This window comes from Marinobacter halodurans (assembly GCF_004327985.1).
GTDB lineage: Bacteria > Pseudomonadota > Gammaproteobacteria > Pseudomonadales > Oleiphilaceae > Marinobacter_A > Marinobacter_A halodurans.
On sequence record NZ_SJDL01000204.1, the window covers coordinates 1 to 415 of the forward strand.

A 415-nucleotide genomic window follows, 5' to 3' on the forward strand; every position below is an offset into this window, starting at 1 on the left:
CATGTCTGACCCAGTGATCAGAAAGAAGGACTTCGAAGTCGATCGTTCATCAACCCGAAACACTTGTTTCTGCACACTGACCGTAGCCAGGGTATCCGTAAAGTTGGTGGAGCCAGGCAGGATCGAACTGCCGACCTCCTGCGTGCAAGGCAGGCGCTCTCCCAGCTGAGCTATGGCCCCATTCAAAGCCTCACCTTCAAACTGCGAAGGCTAGAATTTTACTGATCAAGGCATCAAAGCGCGCCGCATAGCCTGCTATGCAAGTGCTTTGATAACGCCGAGCAGTGAAATTCTGGTGGGTCTGGGTGGACTTGAACCACCGACCTCACCCTTATCAGGGGTGCGCTCTAACCACCTGAGCTACAGACCCAATGGTATGGGCCCGTTTAGACCCTATGCTCTCTCTTCCACTGAC

General features: G+C 53.7%; 2 tRNA genes. Both read right to left on the reverse strand.

The annotated features are described in order from the left end of the window. Positions 1-104: 104 nt before the first annotated feature. Positions 105-180, reverse strand: a tRNA-Ala gene (locus EZI54_RS24115). Positions 181-293: 113 nt separating this feature from the next. Beyond that, a tRNA-Ile gene (locus tag EZI54_RS24120) sits at positions 294-370 on the reverse strand. Between the last annotated feature and the right edge of the window lie 45 nt (positions 371-415).